Below are 15,778 nucleotides of genomic sequence, written 5' to 3'. Positions count from 1 at the left end.
TCGTTGGGTCCGGATCAGGACGGCGTGCACGCCCGGGCCGGTATGCTGGGCGCCCGGTTTCGCGTGCAACCGCGCGGCCGGACCCGAACGAATTCCCGGAGATCGACTTTGAAGAAGACCCTGCTGTCCGCGGCCACGGCCGTCGCGCTGACGATGGCGGCCTCGTCCGCCATCGCCCACGACCACGAGCACGCCTGCCTCGACGACCTGTGCCAGCTGCAGTCGCTGTTCCAGGCCGATACCTCCGCCGGCGGCAGCGCCGAAGCGACGGTCGCCGCCAAGCGCATGGGCACCTGGGGCATCGACACCGCCGGCATGGACACCAGCGTGCGTCCGGGCGAAGACTTCTTCCGCTACGTCAGCGGCAACTGGGCCCAGAACACCGAGATCCCATCCGACAAGTCGAGCTATGGCGCGTTCCTCGTGCTGCGCGATCTGTCCGAAGCGCGCGTACGCCAGCTGGTCGAAGGCTATCCGACCGGCGATCCCGCGACCGACGGCGACCAGGCCAAGGTCGCCGCGCTGTATGCCGGTTTCATGGACGAGTCGGCGATCGAAGCGCTCGGCGCCAAGCCGCTCGCACCGAAGCTGGCCGCGATCCGCGCCGCCGACAGCCGTGAGGCGCTCGCGACCCTGATGGGCGAGAGCCAGGGCGACTTCGGCCGCAGCTTTTTCGGTCTGGGCGTGTCCGACGACCAGCGCGATCCCGATCGCTACACGCTGTACATGAGCCAGTCGGGCCTCGGCCTCGGCGATCGCGAAATGTACCTGCGCGAGAACTTCGCGCCGCAGCGCGAGCGCTACCAGGCCTACATCGCGCAGATGCTCGAGCTCGGCGGCTGGGACAACCCGCAGCAGAACGCCGAAGCCATCCTCGCGCTGGAGACCAAGATCGCCGAGGCGCACTGGACCCGTGCCGAGAGCCGCGACCGTGACAAGACCTACAACCCGGTCGAGCTGTCCGCGTTCGAGACCACCGCACCGGGCTTCCCGTGGGCCACGTATTTTGCCGCGGCCGGTGTGCCGCAGGCGCCGCGCGCCGTCGTGCGCCAGAGCACCGCGATTCCGAAGCTCGCGGCGATCTTCGGTGAGACCGACATCGCTACGCTGCAGGCCTGGCAGGCGTTCGGCACCATCGACAGCGCCTCGCCGCTGCTGTCGAAGGCGTTCTCCGATGCCCGCTTCGAGTTCCGCAACAAGTTCCTGTCGGGCCAGCCCGAGGAGCAGGAGCGCTGGAAGCGCGGCGTGTCCTTCGCCGAGAACACGATGGGCGAGGCGATCGGCCGCGACTACGTGCAGCTGTATTTCCCGGCCGACTCCAAGGCCAAGATGGACGAGCTGGTCGCCAACGTGAAGGTGGCGATGGGCGCGCGTCTCGACCAGCTCGACTGGATGGGCGCCGAGACCAAGGCCGAGGCGCACAAGAAGCTGGAAGGCTTTGGCCTGAAGATCGGTCACCCGGACACCTGGCGTGACTACAGCGGCCTGCAGGTCGCGCGCGGCGACGTGTTCGGCAATGCCGAGCGCTCGATGGCGTTCGAGTGGGACTACCGCCGCAACCGTCTTGGCCAGCAGGTCGACAAGGGCGAGTGGGGCATGACCCCGCAGACCGTCAACGCCTACTACAACTCGGTCAAGAACGAGATCGTGTTCCCGGCCGCGATCCTGCAGCCGCCGTTCTTCGATCCCGATGCCGATCCGGCGGTCAATTACGGCGCCATCGGCGGCGTGATCGGCCACGAGATCATCCACGGCTTCGACGACCAGGGCCGCAAGTCCGACGGTGAAGGCGTGCTGCGTGACTGGTGGACGGCCGAAGACGCGGCGAAGTTCGAGGCCCAGGCCGCCAAGCTCGGCGCCCAGTACGAGGCCTATGAATTCCCGCAGCTGCCGGGCATGCACATCAACGGCAAGGTGGCGATGGGCGAGAACATCGGCGATCTGGGCGGCATCACGATCGCGCTCGAAGCCTACCGTCGTTCGCTCGACGGCAAGCCCGCGCCGGAGCTCGACGGCTTCAGCGGCGAGCAGCGTCTGTTCATGGGCTGGGCGCAGGTGTGGCGCACCTTGTGGCGCGACGATGCGCTGCGTCAGCAACTGGTCAACGGCACGCATTCGCCGGGCCACATCCGCGCGTTCGCGCCGCTGCGCAACGTCGACGCCTGGTACGACGCGTTCGACATCACCGCGCAGGACACACTGTGGATCGCACCGGAAGACCGCGTCCGCATCTGGTGATCCAGCGGATCGATGATTGAAGAAGGGGTCGGGATTTCCCGGCCCTTTTTATTGCTGGAGTAATGCGGTCGCTTATGTCGACGCCCAAAAGATCGTCATTCCCGCGAAGGCGGGAATCCAGAGGCTTTCAAGCCATCGAGAGAAAACGCACTGGATTGATCAGCCATTTGGCTGTGGAGAAGCGCATCCGATTCCACGGGAATGAAGAACAAGAACAGATTTTGAGGGTGTTCCCCTAGACAGGGGGGGTGCTGTGGGCTCAACCCTTCAGCGCGCTCGACGACGTGGAAATCGGCGCCGTCGGTACGGGCCGAGAGTCGGGCGCGCGGTGTGCTCATGCTGTGGACTCCGATGATTCGTCTGTGTGGCCCGGCGCCGCCTAGCTGGCGCTGGCGGCGTCTGCAATGAAGGCATCCACTTCGCGCTCCAGCAGTTCGAGCGGCACCACGCCGGTCAGCAGCACGCGGTTGTGGAAGGCCCGCGGGTCGAAGCGGTCGCCGAGTGCATCGCGGGCCTTGTCGCGCAGACGCACGATTTCGAGCTGGCCGATCATGTAGGACGTCGCCTGTCCGGGCATGACGACATAGCGGTCCACTTCGGAGGCGGGAATGCCGTAGTCGATCGTCTGCTGGCGGGTCCACCGCATCGCGTGCAGGCCGGTGTCGGCGACCAGGCGACGCGCGCGGAACAGTTCGGCGTCGAGCTGGCCGAGGCGGCCTTCCGGATCGCCTTCGTACCAGCCTTCCTCTGCGGCGAGACGTTCGGCGTACAGCGCCCAGCCTTCACTGAAGGCGGAGATGCCGCCGAGCGCGCGGGTCTGGCGGAACTTCGGCAGCGCAGTGTTCTCGACCGACAGCGCGACCTGGAAGTGATGGCCGGGCACGGTCTCGTGGTAGACCAGCGTGCGCAGGCCGAAGCGGGTCAGGCGGTCCTTACGCAACGGCATCTGGTAGACGCCCGGGCGCGAGCCGTCGAGCGGCGGCGCGGTATAGCTCGCGGCGGCGCTGTCCCAGCGATATTCGGGGTAGGGCTGGGCGATCACCGCCGAGCGCGGACGGATGTCGAAGAGTGCATCGCTGCGACGCTCGGCGTCGCGCATCATCGTGTCGATGTCGGCCATGATCGCGGCGCGGCCGGCATCGTCGTCGGGATACGCGAGGTCGATGCGCAGCTGTTTCAGTCGCGCTTCCACGCTGCCGTCGGTGCGACCGATGGCACGCAGGATGGTGTCCATCTCGGCTTCGATGCGCGCGACTTCGCGCAGACCGATCGCATGGATCTCCTCTGCACTCAACGCGGTCGACGTGAAACGCCGCAGCTGGAATGCGTAGGCCTCCGCGCCATCGGGGAAGCGCCACAGACCGGCATCGTCGGTCGTGCGCGGCAGCTGACGTTCGAGTTCGGCAATGGCGCGCGACCATGCGGGATAGACGCCGCTTTCGACGACCTGTGTCGCCCTGTCGACGAGCGCCGCACGTGCGGACGCATCGATGGCGTCAACGGTCTGCAGTCGCGTGTCGAACGTCGCCACCAGCGGATTGCGCGCGGGCGCATCGGCGATGAAGCGACGCATCTGCGCGATCGTCGCTTCGACGATGAAGCGCGGCGGCAGCACGTCGCGCGCCGCGAGTTCGGATGCACGGGCGGTGGACTCGTCCATGCGCGCTTCGAACTGCGACAGGCGCGCGAGATAGCTGTCGGCGTCCGCGGCGGTGCGCAGCGGATGCACGACCGTCATCAGGTTCGGCAGGTTGACGTTGGCGCCGCTGAACTGCTGCAAAGGAAAGCCGTAGTCATCGAAGCGGTCGCCTTCGATGAGGCTGCGCAGCTGCCAGTCCATCAACGCGGCGGATACGCGGTCGGTGTCGCCCATCGACGCACGGTCGAGCGCGGACAGTTCGGTCAGGCCGCGCTGCGCGAGCGCGATCGTCTCCGCGCGGAACGCTTGGGTCTGCGAGGTGAGTTCGCGATCCATGCGCGCCTGCTCGGCGTCGCCGAAGTAGCGGCTCGCAGTCGAGGCCGACGGCTGGCGCCGCATCCACTCATCGGTGAACCGCTCGAAGAAGATCGACGCCTGCGTCGGTGATTCGACGCTGGCGCGCGCGTCAGCCGGTTCGCCGCGTTGCACGGGCACGCATGCGCTGAGCAGGCAGGCGCCGGCGAGCGCAAGCGCGAGAGACGCGGGACGGATCGGCAGGCGCATCGGAACTCCAGACGAGGCAGGGCCCTGCGATTCTACGCAGGGCCTGCCGACGACCGGAACGCGTGGCGAAGATCAGCCGTGGACGCGGAACCGGATCGCGTCGTCGATGAAGGTCTTCTCGCCGAAACCGTCTTCGTGCGAACCGAACGGCATCTGCGCGCGCAGGCGCCACGTCGACGGAAGATCCCACTCGGCCGCGACGGCAGCGTCGGGCAGCGGGTTGTAGTGCTGCAGGCTCGCGCCGATGTCTGCTTCCGCGAGTGCGGTCCACACGGCGTACTGCGCGATGCCGCTCGCATGCTCGGACCAAACCGGGAAGTTGTCGGCATAGAGCGGGAACTTCTCCTGCAGCGCCTGCACCGTGGCGGTGTCCTCGTAGAACAGCACCGTGCCGGCGCCGGCAGCGAAGCTGTCGAGCTTGGCCTTGGTGTCGGCGAAGCCATCGGCCGGCACGATCTTGCGCAGCGCGTCTTCGACGAAGCCCCAGAACTTCAGGCTCTCATCGCCGAACAGGATCACGGCGCGCGAGCTCTGCGAGTTGAACGAGGAGGGCGCCTGGCGCACGGCTTCCTGGATCAACGCGGTGGCGTCGGACTGCGACAGCGGCAGCGACTTGCCGAGGGCGTACTGGCTGCGGCGGCGGGTGGCAGCGGCAATGAAGGTGTTGGACATGGTTGGGGCTCGTGATGGACGGATCGATGCCGCGTGCTGCGGCCTGTTCACAAGTCTGGCGATGCATCACGAATAGAACGACCCGGCAGATCGGGAAGGATCGTTGCATATGGATCAACGATCCTTCCAGGCCCGATTCAGCCCTGCATGGTGTTCGGCGTGTCCCGGTGCATCAGGTACAGCCGCAGATCGAACTCCAGCTGGTGGTAGTCCGGCGACATGTGCGTGCACAGGTTGTAGAAGGCGCGGTTGTGGTCGCTTTCCTTCAGATGCGCCAGTTCGTGCACGACGATCATTTCGAGAAACGGGGCCGGCGCCTCGCGAAACACGCTGGCGATGCGGATTTCGCGATTCGCCTTGAGCCGTCCGCCTTGCACGCGCGAGATGGTCGTATGCGTGCCCAGCGCGTGCTTGAGCACCTGCAGCTTGCCGTCGTAGATCGCCTTGTGCAGCGGCGTGGACTGGCGCAGGTGCCGGTCTTTGAGCGCCTGCACGTAGTCGTAGAGCTGGCGATCATTGCGGATCGCATGCGGGTCGGGATAGCGGCGTTCGAGGTAGTCGCCCAGACGCCCGTCATCGCGCAACGCACGTACACGCATCTGGACGTCGGCCGGATAGCCGGCAAGATTGGGCAGGGGATCCATCGCGGCACGATAGCGCCGGAGCGGATATCGCGCAGCCGGTATCATCGACGTCCGAACACCGTGGACGATGTGGCATGCGCAATCCGCTGCAGGAACAGCTGTTGAAGGCCGGTCTGGTCAAGAAGGGCAAGGTTGCCGAAATCGCGCGTGAGCAGACGAAGGCGCGCCATGGCAAACAGCCCACGGCCAAGACCGATTCGCAGCGCGAGGCCGAACGCCTGCGTCAGGAGAAGGCCGAGCGCGATCGCGCGCTCGCGCAGGCCCGCAACGAGGAAGCCCGCGAGCGCGAGCGTCGGGGCCAGGCGCGTCAGCTGATCGTCGACAACCAGGTCAAGTCGACCGGCGAGCGCGCGTATCGATTCGATGTCGACGGCGGCATCCGCAGCATCGTCGTGGACGACGCGCAGGCGCGCCAGCTGGCCAGCGGTGCGCTGGTGATCGCGCGGCTCGACAGCAGCTTCGTGCTGTTGCCACGCGCGGTGGTGGCGCTTGTGCGCGAACGCGATCCGCAGGCCATCGTGCTCGATCACGGCAGCGACGCGCCGGCGCAGGGTGGCGATGACGATTACGGCGATCCGACGTACGCCGTGCCCGACGACCTGGTCTGGTGACACCCGCCCATACGCGAACGGGCCGGCACATGGCCGACCCGTCCGGGTGATCGAATTGTCGGAACAAAGGCTCCGGAATCAGCGACGCACGCGTTCACAGTGGGTTTCGACGACGCGGTTGCCATTCGCTTCCTGACGGTTGCCCTGCACGTTGCGGCCGATCGCGCCACCTGCGACCGCGCCGCCGACCGTGGCCAGCTTGCGGCCATTGCCGCTGCCGATCTGGTTGCCGACCAGACCACCGATCACGGCGCCTGCAGCGGTGCCGCCAACGCGATTCGGATCGGTGCTGTTGCGACGCACTTCGACGTCGTTGCAGACCACACGGCTGCCGTCGTTGAAGCGGCGTCCTTCGTCCTGCGGACCATAGCTTTGCGCGTGGACGAGACTCGTTCCGGCCAGCGACAGCAGGCCAAAGACAACAAGGGTACGGATCGGCTTCATGGGTGTTCTCCGTGCGGATGACAGGACCGCATGCTTGCAGTCGTGTGCGCAATCGCAGGTGAAAAACGCGAGCCGCCTCGATAGCGGTTCAGCGCCGGGGGTGCAGCGTGACGCCAGCGTTAGGCGTACTGCATTTTCCGTGTCATGCCGCCATCCACGACCAGGTTCTGTCCGGTGATGAATCCCGACGCGTCCGAGAGCAGATGCACCGCGAGCGCGCCGATGTCGTCAGGCGTGCCGGCGCGACCCGCCGGATGCTGGGCGTGATCGCGCTTCGATAGCTTCGGCGTTCGACGCGCTGACGGCTTGCGCCAGTCATCGGTGACGATCCAGCCCGGACTGATCGCGTTGACGCGTACCCGGGGCCCTTCGCTGATTGCCAGTGCATGGGTGAATCCGGCGATGCCACCCTTGGCCGAGGCATAGGCTTCTGTATGCGGCTCGGACTGCACGACCCGACTGGATGCGATGTTGACGATCGCACCGCGTGCCTCGCGCAGCGCGGGCAGTGCGTGTTTGCTGCACAGAAAGGTGCCGGTCAGATGACCGTCGATGAAGCGCCGCCAGTCGGCCAGCGACAGCGTCGACACGTCATCGATCACCGGGTCGGCGGGCCCTGCATTGTTGACCAGGCCGTCGATACGCCCGAAGGCTAGAAGCGCTTTCGATATGAAGGCGCGGACCGAGGTCTCACGCGACACGTCGAGCGGCAGGAAGCGGGCGCGCTCGCCGACGTCCCATTCCGTGAGGCAGGCCTTGCCGGCATCGCGATCGAGATCGCCGATCACCACACGTCCGCCAGCGCCGAGCACGGCCTGCGCGATGCCACGGCCGATGCCCTGCGCGCCGCCGGTGACCAGCACCACGCGATCGAGCAGGGGTGTCGCATCGAACGGTCGGATCGGCGGCGTCAGCGACATGCGGGCAGCTCCTGGAAGTCAGGCCCACACGATAAGGACACGTGGATCGTCGCGCCGTCGTCGAAGCGACGGCGGCGGATTCAGCTCGCGCGGCGCTTGCGCGGTGCGGCTTCGACCGGCGGTGGCACCGCGGGTCCGTCGATACGGGTCAGGGTGCGCGTGTTGCCGAGCACTTCGATCTTGCCGCCCGACTTGCGGAACGAGGCCAGATCATCGGCGATGCGGTCGCTGGTCAGCGACGCGCCACGCTCGTTGGGCTTACGCGCGCCTGCGAACAGGTGACGCGTGTCGGACTGCGGGGGACTCGGGGTTTTGGTACGGGACATCCGGTGGACTCCGTCAATACATCGCCAGCGGTATACCGCGACTGCCACGCTCGATGTAATCGGCCCGGATGTCACGGCAGTAGGGACCATCCATGACGAAACGTCGGCAGACGTCAGGACGGCTTTCGTAGATCGAACAACACATGCGGGCGCTGTCGATGGCGACGCACCAGCCTTCCTCGTCACGCGCCATGACCGGCAGTCCGGCGTCGGTGACATCGGTGAAACGTTCCGGGACGACATCCCCCGGCTGCAGCACCACCGTCAGGCGGCAACACACGGCATCGCAGCGGTCGCAGTCGGCACGCTCGCTCACTGCAGGCGGCCCATCGCGCGGCGGTAATGCAACACCCGACCACGCGGCAACGCATCCGCCTCGTTGTCGATGCCCGCGCGCGACTCGTGCAGCGAGAAGCCCTGCGCGTCGAGCAGCCGGCTCAGCGCCGCGCTGTTGCCGCGACCCGGATCGCTGATCACGACCTCGGCACTCGGCTGCGCGTAGCGCTCGACCACATCGGCCAAAAGCGTGGCGTGCGCGCGCTCGTACAACACGTCGGACGCGATGATCATGTCGAACCGGCCCAGCGTGGCGAGTTCGATATCCCAGCGCATCTGCCGGTAGTGCACCGCGTCCAACGCATTGAGCGCTGCGTTGTACGCGAGAAATCCTTCGGTCAGCGGATGGATGTCAGATGCCACCACGATCGCGCCGCGACGCTGCAGCACCAGACTCGACAAGCCGATGCCGCAGCCGGTCTCGAGAATGCGCTTGCCTGCCACATCTGCGCGCTCCATCGTCTGCGCGAGCAGGCGACCCGACGGCCACAATTGGCCGAACAACGACCACTGCGCCGACGAAATTCCAAGATCCGCACCATGGCCGTCGGGATCGGCGAACTGCTGCAGATCGCCGAGCACGCGCAGGCGGTAGGCATGGCCACCGACCTGGACGGTCACGATACGTGTGGAGTAACCGGGCACGAAGCTTCCTGTGAGCGGAGCCCCGAACGGGGCGGTCACGCGGGAGAGAAAGCGAGGCGGGCGACGGCTCAGGTCGCGCGGAGCGCACGGATCGGGCGCGGCCCGAGGATCGAGCATAGCACCCGGGGGCTATGCTCGGCCCGAAGCGCTCCGGGCGGTTCAGGCGCGGTGGTTGGTGTAGCTGGCGTTGCCCAGACCGGTACCGATGGTCAGCACACCCCAGCGCTCGACGGAGGCCATGCGCGGGCGCTCGCTGAGCCCCTGCACGACAGCATCGTTGTGCAGCAGCACCAGCGGTGCGCGCGTGCCGATGCGATCCAGTCGCTGCCGCAGGGCGTCCGCGAGCCGGAAGTGCTCGGCTTCCCAGTCGCCCGGCAGGTTCTGCGCGCCGTGCAGGATGCGCCCGTCGACAGCGATCTGACCCGGGCAGGCGATGCCCACGAAGGGCGCCAGCCGCAGGCCCAGCGTGCGCGCATGCGCGATCAGGCCATTGAGCATCGCCGCCATGCGGATCACGGCGTCCTCGCGATCAGGCGACTCGGTGGCATGGCGCCACTGGCTGCGTTCGAGCACACGGGCGCGACTGCCGTCCTCGCGCTGGCCGAAATGCGGCGCGACGATGCCGCAGCGGATGTTGGTGCCGCCGATGTCGACCGCGAGAAAGGCGTCGTGCCGATGCGTCGCGGCCGGAGCGAGCGGCACCCAGCCGAGCAGGCCAGCATCGTCGCCGTCATGGCGCAGCAGCGACAGATCCACGCCGCTGCGCGCGAGTTTGAGCAGGCGCGCGGCGCGGCGCACCGACAGGGCACCGACGCGACTGCCGGGAAATCCGCCGCCGATCACGATGCGGCGCACGCCGTGCCAGTCGTCGGTTTGTAGAAATCCCCGCACCACACCGGCGAGCTGGTGCGCATGGTCTTCGACTGCGGCATGCACCAGATGCGCGGCATCTGCATTGCCCCCGACCAGCACCAGGTCGATCTCGTTCTTGGGAATCGCATGCGTCGCGGTACGGCCGAAGGGATCGCGCTGTCCGGTGAAGTGATGCCGGCGCCGGATATCGAGGAACCGGCGGAACGCCGTCTGGCTCGCGCGGTCGCCGAGAAACCCGTCGCCATCGGGATCACGCAGGGGCAGATTGCAGCTGTCGATGCGAAGATCGGGCAGGCGGATCGCGGCGTGTCGGTTGCGGGTATCGCGCGGCATCGGGGCACGGAAATTCGAAGTGGACCGCATCGTCGCGGGCGGGCGGCTAGCGCAACGTGACGGCTCCGGTAGCATGCGTCGCGAATTTCCGACGCCTGTTCCCGATGTCCACATCTTGTCTCCCTGCGCAACGCCCGGCAATCCGCCGCGCGCGCCACATCGCGGCCGCGAGTCTCGCCGCGTTCGTCGCCGCGGCGATCGCGCTGCATCTGCTGCGTCCCGAACTCGATCCCGTCTCCAGCCAGATGAGTCTGTATCTGATCGGCGACTGGGGTCCGCTGCTGCAGATCGCCTATGTCGCGCTCGGCGTCGGCATGGTCGCGCTGGGCTGGGCCTTGCGCGAAGCGCACGCGCCACCGGCGCGCAGCGCGGCTGCGCTGCTGCTGTTCGCGCTCGCGGGCACGTCGCTGTCGATCACGGCGTATGCGTGGATGGACATGCCGGGCGTGGACCGCTCTCTGGAAGGTCTGATCCATGGCGTGTCCGCGCAGGGCGCGTTCCTGTTCGCGACGACCGGCATGGTGGTGCAGGCGCTCGGCTTTCTGCGCGATCCCGCGTGGCGCCGCACGGCGCGTTGGGCACTGCCGTGGGCGTTGCTGTGTTTCGCGTCGGTGTGGGTGCTCGCCGTGTGGCGCGACGTGCCGCGCGGTCTCGCGCAGAAGACGGTGATCGTATTGATTCTCGGATGGATGATCTGCGTACTGCGCGCGCTCGCCAGCCGCCTGCGTTGACGCGACACGCAGCCTGCGTTCACGCGATGCGCACCGCACGCGGCGGAAGATTTCGGCCACTGGCGGCGCGGGATCGCGTCGCCCCGCAAGGAGAACGTTTCATGATCAAGTGGGCCATCATTTTCGCAGTCATCGGCCTCGTCGCCGGCGCGCTCGGCTTCAGCGGCATTGCCGGTGGGGCGATGGGCATCGCGAAGTTCCTGTTCTGGGCAGCGGTCATCATCGCTGTCGTGCTGTTCGTGCTGGGCTTGACGGTCGCCAAGAAAGTCGCCAGTTAGCACGCACTGCCGCACACGTGTCGACCGAACCGCCCGCATGCCGGGCGGTTCGCGTATCCGGGATCCGGAAAACCGCATGCATCGATGCACCTGCATCTGAAATGGCGTTGACGCAGGTCGCGTTAGGCTCGGTGCACGACCAATCTGGAGTGCATCGTGGAATCGACCGTCCATGCGTTCTCAGAACTCTTCGCCCAGCTGGGCCTGCCCAACGACGAGGCCTCGATCCGCGGCTTCATCGCCGAACATGGTCCGCTGCCCGATGACGTGCGCCTGGAAGAAGCGCCGTTCTGGACTAACTCGCAGGCGCAGCTGCTGCGTGAAGAACGCATCGAGGACGCCGACTGGATCGTCGTGATCGACCAGCTCAATGTCGCGCTGCACGCGCGTCCATCCACATGAGGTGGTGGCACGGCCTTGCGGCCACGAGCCTGCTGCTGGCAGGCGCCGCGCAGGCGCAGACCACCACGGACGCCGGCAATGCGGGCACGTTCGCATTCGTCGGTGTCGATTTGCTGCCGATGGACCGCGACGTGCGTCTGTCCTCGCAGACCGTCGTCGTCCGCGATGGCCGCATCACCGCCATCGGCCCGCGCGACGACATCGAAGTGCCGGGTGATGCGACGCGGATCGACGGCTCGGGGCGCGTGCTGATGCCGGGTCTCGCCGAATTCCATGGCCACGTGCCGGGCGGCGACGATCCGGTTTACGTGCAGGACACGCTGGATCTGTATCTGGCGAACGGCGTCACGCTGGTGCGCAACATGTCGGGCGACGTCTCGCATCCGGAGCTGCGCACGCGTATCGAACGCGGCGAGGTGAACGGTCCGACGATGGTGGTCGCCAGTCCGTGGCTGCGCAGCCAGGACGCTGACGAAGCCGTGCGCGAGGTGCGCGCGCATCACGCCGCCGGTTTCGATCTGGTCAAGATCGGCAGCATTCCGGCCGATGCGTATCCGCGCATGGCCGAGACCGCGCACGCGGTCGGCATTCCGTTCGCCGGCCATATCCCCGAAGGTGTGCCGCTGGAGGTGGCGCTCGATGCGAAGCAGGCCTCGATCGATCACTTCGATCGCTACGTCGAGTTCCTGGTGCCGCCGGGCACCGAGACCGGCGAGCGCGAAGCGGGCTGGTTCGGCAGTGGCTGGGTGCAGTGGGCCGATCGCGGCCGCATCGATGAAGCCGTCAGCCGCACACGGGCGGCCGGCACCTGGAATGTGCCGACGCTGACCCTGGTCGAGCACATGGCCTCTTCCGAAACACCGGAAGCGATGCTGCAGTGGCCGGAGATGCGCTACATGCCGGCTTCGGAGCGTGAGCGCTGGCGCCGTGCGAAACACGAGTATGCGGCGCGCGACACCTTCCAGCCCGATGCCGCGCAGGCACTCGTCATTCTGCGCCGCGAACTGCTCAAGGCGCTGCACGACGGCGACGCGCCGATCGTGCTCGGTTCCGATGCACCGCAGTTCTTCAACGTGCCGGGCTTTTCGATCCATCGCGAGATGGCGATGATGCAGGCCGCCGGCCTGACGCCTTACGAGGTGCTGGTCACCGGCACGCGTAACGCCGCGCTGGCGCTCGGCACGCCCGACGCGTTCGGCACCGTCGAAGTCGGCCGCCGCGCGGATCTGGTGTTGCTGGCCGGAGATCCGCGCGAAGACCTCTCGCATGCGCAGGCGCCGCTCGGCGTCATGGCACGGGGTCGCTGGTCGCCGCGCGAAGCGCTCGATGCGCGACTGGCGGAGATCGCCGAGCGTCACGCGGACTGAATCAGGACCCGCCGCGCGTCATGCGCGCGGCGGGCTCTGCGACTGCGATCAGAGCAGCAGGAACACCAGGCCGATGATCACGCCGGATGCGAACAGCAGCATCAGGCAGTAGCCCATGATGTCCTTGATCTTGAGCCCCGCGATCGCGAGCAGCGGCAGGGCGAAGAACGGCTGCAGCATGCTGGTCCACGCATCGCCCCAGGCCACGGCCATCGCCACGCGCGGCAGGTCGGCGCCCAGCGCCTGCGCGGCCGGAATCATCACCGGGGCCTGCACCGCCCACTGGCCACCGCCCGACGGCACGAACATGTTGATCAGGCCGGCCGACAGGAAGGTCCAGAACGGCAGGCTGCCGGCGCTGGCGAAGGACACGAACCATTCCGACATCGTCGTTGCCAAGCCCGAGCCGACCAGGATCGCCATGATGCCGGCGTAGAACGGGAACTGGATCACGATGCCCGCGCCGCCCTTGATCGCTTCCTGCAGCGCGGCCAGCAGCCGGGCCGGCGTGCGGTGCAGCACGATGCCGAGCATCAGGAAGCCATAGTTGACGATGTTGAGGTTGAGTCCGCCGCCAGCGATGAAGTGATCAGCGAGGAACACCAGACCCGCGACACCGACCGCGACCGACAGGATCCAGCCGTGCTCGAGACGCTCGGCCGGGCTCGAATCCTGCGCGAGTACCGGCGGCTCGGGATCTTCGGGCGGGGTGAACAGCACGGCGTCCTTGTCGGACGGTGTCATTGCGCGGTTGATCAGCGGGATGGCGATCACCAGCAGCGCGACGATCAGCAGATTGAACGGCGCGAAGATCGTCTCCGAAGTCGGAATCAGTCCGATCGCCTCCTGCATGAAGTGGCCTTCGGTCGCGATCGTCAGCGGAATCGAACCCGACAGGCCGCCATGCCAGATGATGAAACCCGAGTAGGCGCTCGCGACGAGCAGGCGGTAATCGACCTTGACGAAGCGGGCGACCTCACGCGCGAACAGCGCGCCGATCACCAGACCGAAACCCCAGTTGATCCAGTTCGCGGCCATCGCGACCAGCGTGACGACGACGATTGCGTTCTTCGGTGTGCGACAGCGCGAGGCCATCCAGGTCAGGCCGCGTTTGACCGGCGGCGTCTTGGCCAGAATGAAACCGGTCACCAGCACCAGCAGCATCTGCATCGAGAAGCCGAGCAGCTCCCAGAAACCGGTGCCCCAATAGCGGACGAGTTCGAGCGGCGGGGTCTGTTCGATCGCGAAGGCAGCGATGAAAGCCAGCGCGGTAAAGATCAGGACGAAGACGTAGGCGTCGGGCAGGAACCGTTCGACGAGTCGGACGGACAGGCGCGTGGCGCGCTGGAACATGGTGGGTACCGTCGTGGGGAACGACCGCCCAGCTTAGCGGCGCACGCGCGGTATGCCTGCTGGACGATGGTCTACCTGCGTGCGATGCATGAGATGACACATGCGCACGATGAGATTGCGAGCTGCACCACGTCGCGTGAGGTGAGACGCGGAAAAGCGAGCGCGTCGAGACGCGCTCGCGAAAGCCTCAGACCGGCGCCGCAGCCGAACCTGTGCAGGTGCGGTCCGGATGATCGGGGCGCGTCAGCAGTGCATCGTTTGCACCGCGTGTCCACAGCACGATGCCGGCGTCGTCGACGTACTTCGTGCCTGACGCCGCTTCTTCGGTACGCAGGACGTACGTGGCCCCATCGACCGCGATACTCACTTGGCCGCGGCCATCGAACGTCGCGTCGACCGGCGTGCCTTCGCAGTCGTAATGCATCACCTGCGGCAGCGGCGCTGCGTCGGTGCTGGGGGTTTCTGGATCAGATGGTGTTTCTTCCGTACTACCGCTTGCCGGCGGCGTCGCCGCATCGTCGACGGGTGGTGCATCTGCCGGCGAACACGCCGCCAGCGACAGGCCGATGGCCACAGTGAACACGGGGGTGAACCAGCGCATGGTCGTCTCCTTGCCTTGGGTGGATCGGATCGACGCGAGGGGGCGGGGAGGGGCGTGGCGAGCATATCGCCTCCGTTTGCCGGAGGCGATGAATGCGCCGGTGCGTCAGTAGACGCGTGCGCAGTTGCGCTCGTGCTGGCCCTGCAGGGTCAAGCGTGCTTCGTCGGTGCCGTGGCTCCAGAACGCATTGCCGTCGGCATCGGCGAAGCGATCACCCTGCGCGGTCTCGGCGCGCGGCAGATCGAGTGTCACGCCGTCGACGACGAACTGCACGCGGGCGTCGTCGCCTTCGCCTTCCTGGGCGAGGGTGATGCGCGTGCCTTCGCAGTCGTAGTTGATCGTGTTCGACGGCTCGGTCTCGGCTTCGCGCGCCGCGAGCGAACCGGTCGGTGGCACTTCTTCTGCAGCGGTCGCGGCAGGCGGCGGAGGCGGTGGCGTGTCCGTAGCCGGCGATGCAGGCGTCGATTCACCGCCGCATGCGGCCAGGGCGAACGTGAGCAGGAGAGCGGTGGCGGGTGCTGCGCGCATGTGGCGTCCTCTTCGAGTCGGGCGCCGGCGTGGTGCCGACAGGTGCCTGCAGGCTAGGGAAGGCGCGGTGAACGGAGAGTGGCGTCGTTGGATCGCGATGCCTGCGCCGTTCGTAGGATGGCTAGAGCGCAGCGAAACCCATCGTTGCTATCGTCCATCGTGCTCGCAGCCCTGAAGTTGCGAGGAAGCTCGGGACTTCAGACTTGCTCTGTCAGCCCCGTTCCCTCACCAGATGCGCGATGCGCATCGAACCCGGATCAAATCCGGGGCGGG

General features: G+C 67.1%; 19 protein-coding genes. 6 read left to right on the top strand and 13 right to left on the bottom strand.

Annotation, left to right across the window (positions count from 1 at the left end):
• Positions 1–108 precede the first annotated feature (108 nt).
• Positions 109–2,238: a M13 family metallopeptidase gene (locus tag LU699_RS00450; protein WP_232134957.1), complete on the top strand. Its 2,130-nt coding sequence runs from the start codon at positions 109–111 to the stop codon at positions 2,236–2,238.
• A gap of 95 nt (positions 2,239–2,333) precedes the next feature.
• Here LU699_RS00450 and LU699_RS00445 read toward each other — a convergent pair whose 3' ends face one another.
• The 4 genes from LU699_RS00445 to LU699_RS00430 all read right to left on the bottom strand — a co-directional run bounded on the left by LU699_RS00445 (position 2,334) and on the right by LU699_RS00430 (position 5,802).
• Entirely contained in the window at positions 2,334–2,576 is a 243-nt protein-coding gene (locus LU699_RS00445) for a hypothetical protein (protein ID WP_232580443.1), read from the bottom strand.
• Between the two features lie 41 nt (positions 2,577–2,617).
• On the bottom strand, positions 2,618–4,441 hold the full coding sequence (locus LU699_RS00440) for a DUF885 domain-containing protein (protein ID WP_232134961.1): 1,824 nt from the start codon (positions 4,439–4,441) through the stop codon (positions 2,618–2,620).
• A 72-nt stretch (positions 4,442–4,513) separates the two neighbouring features.
• Complete coding sequence (locus tag LU699_RS00435) at positions 4,514–5,113, bottom strand: nitroreductase family protein (protein ID WP_232134963.1); 600 nt, start codon at positions 5,111–5,113, stop codon at positions 4,514–4,516.
• Between the two features lie 137 nt (positions 5,114–5,250).
• Positions 5,251–5,802 carry a M48 metallopeptidase family protein gene (locus LU699_RS00430; RefSeq protein WP_232580442.1) on the bottom strand — a complete coding sequence of 184 codons (552 nt, stop codon included), beginning with the start codon at positions 5,800–5,802 and terminating at the stop codon, positions 5,251–5,253.
• 29 nt (positions 5,803–5,831) lie between these two features.
• On the opposite strand from LU699_RS00430, the gene LU699_RS00425 reads away from it, so the two are divergent.
• Positions 5,832–6,368, top strand: coding sequence for a DUF2058 domain-containing protein (locus LU699_RS00425; RefSeq protein WP_232134967.1), 537 nt, complete (start codon positions 5,832–5,834; stop codon positions 6,366–6,368).
• 78 nt (positions 6,369–6,446) lie between these two features.
• Here LU699_RS00425 and LU699_RS00420 read toward each other — a convergent pair whose 3' ends face one another.
• The 6 genes from LU699_RS00420 to LU699_RS00395 form a co-directional block, all read right to left on the bottom strand.
• Positions 6,447–6,812 (bottom strand): glycine zipper 2TM domain-containing protein, encoded by a 366-nt coding sequence (locus tag LU699_RS00420; RefSeq protein WP_232134969.1) that lies wholly within the window; start codon positions 6,810–6,812, stop codon positions 6,447–6,449.
• A gap of 119 nt (positions 6,813–6,931) precedes the next feature.
• Positions 6,932–7,732 carry an SDR family oxidoreductase gene (locus tag LU699_RS00415; protein WP_232134971.1) on the bottom strand — a complete coding sequence of 267 codons (801 nt, stop codon included), beginning with the start codon at positions 7,730–7,732 and terminating at the stop codon, positions 6,932–6,934.
• Between the two features lie 80 nt (positions 7,733–7,812).
• On the bottom strand, positions 7,813–8,058 hold the full coding sequence (locus LU699_RS00410) for a hypothetical protein (RefSeq protein ID WP_232134973.1): 246 nt from the start codon (positions 8,056–8,058) through the stop codon (positions 7,813–7,815).
• A 13-nt stretch (positions 8,059–8,071) separates the two neighbouring features.
• A complete protein-coding gene (locus tag LU699_RS00405) occupies positions 8,072–8,374 on the bottom strand; it encodes a YkgJ family cysteine cluster protein (RefSeq protein WP_232134975.1) in 303 nt (100 codons plus the stop codon).
• Positions 8,371–9,039 carry a class I SAM-dependent methyltransferase gene (locus tag LU699_RS00400; protein WP_232134976.1) on the bottom strand — a complete coding sequence of 223 codons (669 nt, stop codon included), beginning with the start codon at positions 9,037–9,039 and terminating at the stop codon, positions 8,371–8,373. The genes LU699_RS00405 and LU699_RS00400 overlap by 4 nt, the downstream gene beginning before the upstream one ends.
• A 159-nt stretch (positions 9,040–9,198) precedes the next feature.
• A complete protein-coding gene (locus LU699_RS00395) occupies positions 9,199–10,245 on the bottom strand; it encodes an ROK family protein (protein WP_232134978.1) in 1,047 nt (348 codons plus the stop codon).
• Positions 10,246–10,349: 104 nt separating this feature from the next.
• Here LU699_RS00395 and LU699_RS00390 point away from each other — a divergent pair, with 104 nt between their 5' ends.
• From LU699_RS00390 to LU699_RS00375, 4 genes are all read left to right on the top strand, one after another.
• The gene (locus LU699_RS00390) at positions 10,350–10,976 is read left to right on the top strand and encodes a DUF998 domain-containing protein (RefSeq protein ID WP_232134980.1); all 627 of its coding nucleotides are present in this window, start codon (positions 10,350–10,352) and stop codon (positions 10,974–10,976) included.
• A 101-nt stretch (positions 10,977–11,077) separates the two neighbouring features.
• The gene (locus LU699_RS00385) at positions 11,078–11,254 is read left to right on the top strand and encodes a DUF1328 domain-containing protein (RefSeq protein ID WP_159681721.1); all 177 of its coding nucleotides are present in this window, start codon (positions 11,078–11,080) and stop codon (positions 11,252–11,254) included.
• 156 nt (positions 11,255–11,410) lie between these two features.
• Positions 11,411–11,656 carry a DUF2789 domain-containing protein gene (locus LU699_RS00380; RefSeq protein WP_232134982.1) on the top strand — a complete coding sequence of 82 codons (246 nt, stop codon included), beginning with the start codon at positions 11,411–11,413 and terminating at the stop codon, positions 11,654–11,656.
• Positions 11,653–13,023 (top strand): amidohydrolase family protein, encoded by a 1,371-nt coding sequence (locus LU699_RS00375; RefSeq protein ID WP_232134984.1) that lies wholly within the window; start codon positions 11,653–11,655, stop codon positions 13,021–13,023. The genes LU699_RS00380 and LU699_RS00375 overlap by 4 nt, the downstream gene beginning before the upstream one ends.
• 48 nt (positions 13,024–13,071) lie before the next feature.
• Here the strand turns inward: LU699_RS00375 and LU699_RS00370 are convergent, their stop codons facing one another.
• The 3 genes from LU699_RS00370 to LU699_RS00360 form a co-directional block, all read right to left on the bottom strand.
• A complete protein-coding gene (locus LU699_RS00370) occupies positions 13,072–14,376 on the bottom strand; it encodes a short-chain fatty acid transporter (RefSeq protein WP_232134986.1) in 1,305 nt (434 codons plus the stop codon).
• 187 nt (positions 14,377–14,563) lie between these two features.
• Positions 14,564–14,977, bottom strand: coding sequence for an MliC family protein (locus LU699_RS00365; RefSeq protein ID WP_232134988.1), 414 nt, complete (start codon positions 14,975–14,977; stop codon positions 14,564–14,566).
• A 105-nt stretch (positions 14,978–15,082) separates the two neighbouring features.
• Complete coding sequence (locus LU699_RS00360) at positions 15,083–15,505, bottom strand: MliC family protein (RefSeq protein WP_232134990.1); 423 nt, start codon at positions 15,503–15,505, stop codon at positions 15,083–15,085.
• Positions 15,506–15,778: the final 273 nt, after the last annotated feature.

The organism is Luteimonas fraxinea (assembly GCF_021233355.1).
GTDB classification, from domain to species: Bacteria; Pseudomonadota; Gammaproteobacteria; order Xanthomonadales; family Xanthomonadaceae; genus Luteimonas; species Luteimonas fraxinea.
This window is presented reverse-complemented; position numbering and strand designations above follow the sequence as displayed.